The organism is Moorena sp. SIO1F2 (genome assembly GCF_010672755.1).
Taxonomy (GTDB): Bacteria; Cyanobacteriota; Cyanobacteriia; order Cyanobacteriales; family Coleofasciculaceae; genus Moorena.
Genome location: NZ_JAAHFV010000406.1, coordinates 1 through 5436, shown reverse-complemented (window position 1 = coordinate 5436; position 5436 = coordinate 1). Strand labels below are relative to the sequence as shown.

General features: G+C 40.9%; 4 protein-coding genes. All 4 read right to left on the bottom strand.

Annotated features, from left to right (window positions below; translation table 11 throughout):
• Positions 1–1499, bottom strand: a 1499-nt coding sequence (locus tag F6J94_RS29485; protein ID WP_293046848.1) for an SAV_2336 N-terminal domain-related protein, incomplete at its 3' end; no start/stop codon positions are given.
• A gap of 5 nt (positions 1500–1504) precedes the next feature.
• On the bottom strand, positions 1505–2476 hold the full coding sequence (locus F6J94_RS29480) for a MoxR family ATPase (RefSeq protein WP_293046846.1): 972 nt from the start codon (positions 2474–2476) through the stop codon (positions 1505–1507).
• Positions 2473–3930 carry an effector-associated domain EAD1-containing protein gene (locus F6J94_RS29475; RefSeq protein WP_293046844.1) on the bottom strand — a complete coding sequence of 486 codons (1458 nt, stop codon included), beginning with the start codon at positions 3928–3930 and terminating at the stop codon, positions 2473–2475. Before F6J94_RS29475 ends, F6J94_RS29480 begins: the two co-directional genes overlap by 4 nt.
• A gap of 63 nt (positions 3931–3993) precedes the next feature.
• The coding region (locus F6J94_RS29470) for a metallophosphoesterase (protein WP_293046841.1) at positions 3994–5436 on the bottom strand (1443 nt) is incomplete at its 5' end.

Genomic DNA, 5436 nt, shown 5'->3' with positions numbered 1-5436 from the left:
AATAAACGCGCTTCAAAGTCCTGTACTGATAACCCTAATTGCTTTGCGACAAACTCAGATACCTTATCAATAACTGAAAGGGTTTTACTAATGGGTACACGATCTACTAATAACTCCCTTACCCCTGGGATAAATTCGTACTCAATATAATTGGGATTTGAATCTTGGTCTACAGGTGTTATAGACTGGAGTAGTCCACTCATAAACACCTCCGCTACATGAATTTGTGCGGATTTTGGTAGCAGGGTTTGCTGAATTAGTTGCACTACAGGTAAACTAACCGGAGCAGCTGCCATTAATCCAGCTAACCGACGCGCCATGGGAGAAGCCGTAGCAACAAATCGACTAACTAATGCTGATGCTGTGAGTTGGGGTTGACTGGGTTTACTATCTACCCATCTTCCCTGTGGTTGAGGGTCTTCAGATACATCAAAGTTAAACCCCACTGTGGTAACATTTTCATGACCTGCTATTACTTGTGACCAGGCCAGTAGCGGGTAGGGTTCTAAAGTAACCACGGGAACATTGACAGAGGAAAATTTATTCTGACTACTGTTCCCGACTTCTGAAAGAAGTCCAATATCATCTTCATCCGAAGGTTTAACAATAAACTGAGAATTGACAACTCCAGGACTAAAAGAATGCAGTTGCACTGGTATTTCGGAAGCTAAAGCCGTGCGTTCCCAAAGCCGTTCAGGGAGTAGCTGAAGGATAGTCAGTAAACCATTGCGTCCCCACAACTTGAGCACTGGATGAATTAATTGTCTGCGCCAAGCCACAGAAATACAATCACTCACCAATAAAATTAAACGTTGTTTCTTGGGGTCATTTAATACCTGGGGAGGATGGGGAGTGGAATCATATCCCCCTGTGCTAGTTTGAGGCAATAAGTCTACCTTGGTTTCAGTAATCGTTAATTCCCAGCTGCGTACATCCCGAAACGCACCATGATGCTTTAATAAATGTTGCAGTTCAGTGATTGTCTGTTTCCAAACCGCAGTTGAACTGGTTTTTTCAACCACCAACGCTAACTCTAACCATCGTTCGGAAGCAGGTTTCAGAACTGGTAGCCAAATGTTTGATTCGGCAATTTGGTAAACAGTTGCTTCCTCATCCAATATCGTTTCTGTAGCAGATGGGACTTTCCGCATTAACGGACGAAGTGCCCGTCCCAAAGCCAGACTATTTCTCAATGCTACCGCTGCTGGGACTTTAATCGGAATTACTTCTCGACTTTCTTTAGTCTTTTTAGGTTTGGAAGAGGCAAGATCAACCTCAGCAGGAGTTTCTATGTCTTCAGGTGACGATTCTTCTGAGATATCTGGAGTTGGGTTTGGGGGTTGCTGTGATTCCTCTTGGGATACCGTTGATGATTGCGATGGCTGCTGTGGTTCCTCTGACTGGTCTAGATCAACAGCCAACCAGAGAATTTCTGCTATTTCTCGAGCAGTTAAATCAAATCCTGCTTTTTGTAGAATAGCGATCGCTTCTTCAAGCATATCCCTTATATACTACTGAGGTACTGCATTAATCGGTCAATTAACGTTTCTTTTTTCTGGTCTTTGTCTTCGTCTTGAGAGTCACCCATGGGAGAATCTTGTGTATTGACTGTGTTAGTTAACAGATAAATGGCATTGAGCAATTGGTCTGTAGCCAAGTCTCCTTTCTGCCGTCGCATGAGAAATGTTTTAATAATTGGTTTGGCTTGTTCAAGACTATCCCCTAAATGAGCTTTGACAATCGCTTCTAATTCCTTGGGAGTTGGTTCCCGTAAATCTAATCGTAAACAGCGTCGTAAAAAAGCCGGGGGAAATTCCCTCTCTCCGTTACTGGTAAGGACTACAAAAGGAAAGGCTTTACAGGTCACCTTTCCGCTGTTGATGGTTGTGGTTTGATTATCCCAGGTTTTGACAACAATGTCTCGAAACTGGTCACTGATTCGTGTGAATTCCGGGATCTCAAATTCTCCTTCTTCAAAAATAGTCAATAAATCATTGGGTAAATCAATATCGCTTTTATCCATTTCATCAATTAATAATACCCTGGGGTAATTTGAGGGGAGTAACGCTGTTCCCAAGGGACCCAATTGAATATACTTACCAATTTCTGCTAAATTATCCTTGCCGCTGCCTTGAGCATCTTGTAATCTACCAATGGCATCATAACTATAAAGTCCTTGCTGTAAATGGGAGCGAGTGGTAATATTCCAACGTAACACTTCTCCTAATTGTAACTCTTGAGCGACTGCATAGGCCAACGATGTTTTTCCTGTGCCTGGCTTTCCCGTTACTAATAAAGGACGACGCAGATACAACGCGGCATTGACTAACTCTATTTCCTCTGGCCTGGTCTGATAGGTTGTACCCCGTCCTTTTTTGTCAAATTTCCGCCAGCTAGGAGGCTCAGGAAGGCGTTCAATGCCATTGTGGGGTTGTTCGGGAGTTCCGCGAAAGATTTTCCAAGAGTTATTAGTCATAGTGTTGTATAGTCAATCTGGGGTGGTAGTAGATAAGGGTCTTCCCACAAAAGAGCAAGATGGTGTCCGATATGTTCTTCTTTATTCCCTTTGCCAAAAGCTTCTAACCGTTGTTGTTTTACCTTTTCGGGAAGTTCATTTATTTTACAATTGAGTAATTGTTCGAGTTCATCTTGACAATTGATAGTTGTAAAATCATTTTTTCTGAGCCATAAAGTAACTGGTATTGCCGTCCTATCAATGACTTTCAATATCTGCTCACATGGGGGTTGATGTAATTTTACAGCTATCGCCTCTCTTTCTTCCAAATCAACATACAATTCCTGCCAAGAATCAAAATTACTCAAAGCAAAGTTACTTAAGCATATAGTTTGAGAGTTATCTTGAATTTGTGTCCATTTTTTTAACCATTTGCCTTGATGGCGATAATTTTTAAAACGTTTAAGAGATCGTAAAATTACGGAATACTCGATACCAAGTGGAATTATTAAATCATAATTATCTGGAATTTTAATTTTTTCAATTTCATAGTTCAATAGTTTATAAGGCAAGAAAAATGCAATTCTTGGTTTACCGTAATATTCCCTGGAATATTGAATCAACTGCTCTAGAAAAAATTCTATTAACTTTGGCAACTCTTCAAGAGAAAAGACATCTTGTTCAGATTCTACATCAGCTGTTGGAGTCTCTAAAAATTTACATTTTTGATGATTGCGTAAGTAATCATAATTACTTATGTCAGGAATGAACCAAGCTGAGACTAAATAATTAGGTTGACGTTGTCGGTGATATTGCTTACTGGAATCTAGCTTGATAAGCAGATAAGGTTGTGCATCTAAATTTTGTTGCTGATAATTTTGAGAGTGACTGCTACTCTGAGGTAATAAATCAGAAGGGTTATTGGCATTTTCTTTTATCCATTGCTTGAGTTGCTCAGCCTTTGGCTTGGGAATATCTCCAGTTTCTAATAAACGATCAACAAATTTTACAATAAGTTTTTCATCATCAGTTGGTTCAGGTATATCCTCAAAACTCTCCAGAATTTCCGCTAAACTGTCAGGGAGTTCATCTTCCCAATCATCCAATAACTCATCGGGACAACAAGCTTGATAAGCCTGTTGCATTTGCTTGATCAAGTTTTTTTCTAAAGGAAGCAATATATTGACTAAACTAGTGGTAATTTGAAATTTTTCCTTGATTGCTTTTAATTCAGGATTCTCTGGATTGTCTTTAAGGGCTTTATTAATTAATTTTGCTAACCTATTGCTAGCTTGAAACAAATGTACTACTTTGTAAACAATTTCAGTAAAATCTTCACCACGAGCCATCTCTTCCAGATTTATACTGAATTGATGTCGTAGCATCATTTCTAATTTAGTTTTACTAGGGAAAGCACTACACAGTGCTGACTCTATCTGCGCGAGGAGATAACCAGGGGGATTTCCAGCATTCATTGATGGTTACTTCAATAGTTTAAGGGATAGATGTGCCAAATTGGGATGCTCGCCAAAAATTGATTACAACTCAATACAATAATAATCCAAAGCCCCAAGTCCCGGACCCTGACTCCAGCGTGAATCAGGTTTCCAAGCACCCTTAGGTTCTTCGCGACGGCGAGTGTGGACAGTGAGCTGATTGTCGTTAATTTTCAGTAGATTATATTGCCAGGGATAAGCCGATCGTAGTTCAAAGGTCGGTGCGCCAAAGGTGCCAGCACAAATTCCGTCGAGTTTGCGTCCACCTCGGCTGAGGTCGTAACGGAAAAGGCTGGTTTGGGCTTTGTGGATGTGTCCGTGGAGGAAGAAGCGAAATCTAGCAACGGCCAATTGTTCGATGAATCCTTGGTCAGTAATGTGATCCCTTCCCTCACTATAGAGGGGATGGTGCCAAACTGCTATTTTCAAGGAGCAGTTGCGGTAGTCTGGATTACGGCCAATTTTTCTCAAGGCGTTACTAAGAGCACCGGAGTGGATACTAGCACGGGTTTTGAAGTGATGATCAAGTTCCCAAGCTGAGTTTAGTCCTAGGATCAGCAAGTTTTGCTCTGGCAGATAGTCGATAATGGCTTGCTGGTCATAGTCGAGGGGATAGGGTTCAGTTTTGATAGTTTCATAAAATTGGCTAAAGTTGGCAAAGCGTTGTTGGTATTTGGCTTTGTCTCGGACTCGAATCACCTCATCAGTGACTTTGATGTAGTGACCCTCTTTGAGTTTACCTTGGTATTTTTTGCGATCGCGTAAATCATAACCATCCTCTGCTAGTTCCCAATTGAGGTCATGGTTACCCGGAACTAGAACAATTTTCTCTGGGTCTAGGGGAAAGTCTTTGCGGAGGTTGTCGATAAACAGTTGTGCAGCCTGGTATTCTTCTGCAGTGGAATAATTGGCGATATCACCCGATAGGATCAGAGCATCAAGGTTAGGGATTTGAAGTTCGTAGCTGAGGTCTTGGAAGAGTTGGTTTGACCAAAGGATAGCTTGCTCACTGGTGGTGATATGGAGGTCCGAGAGGTGGAGGATGTGCATGGTTTGAGTGGTATAGCAATTCTCAAACTCATGAGGTACACAGGATTTTTTCCTGCTCCTCCCCGTCCCAGCGCCCGAATCATGATGTTGAGGTTGTTTGTTATATTCCTGAATCGAATTTGGCTTGACAATCAGATTAGATTGTGAATCTAAGTTTGGTTTTTGAGGTAAAAAATCATAAATATTATTAGCATTTTTTTCTAACAATTGCTTTATTTTATCAGCATTTTTTTTGGGAATATTTCCAAGTTCTAATAAACGTTCTAAAAATTTTACAAGACGTTTTTGAGCATCATTTACTGGAGGTAAGTCAGGGTTCAAGCTGATGGAATCAATTCCCAACTCCACTAAGAAGCAGGCAAATTCCGGATAGTCACTTGGTGCTTGACCACAAATACCAATCTTGCGGCCATTTTTCTTGGCTTTTTCTATCAC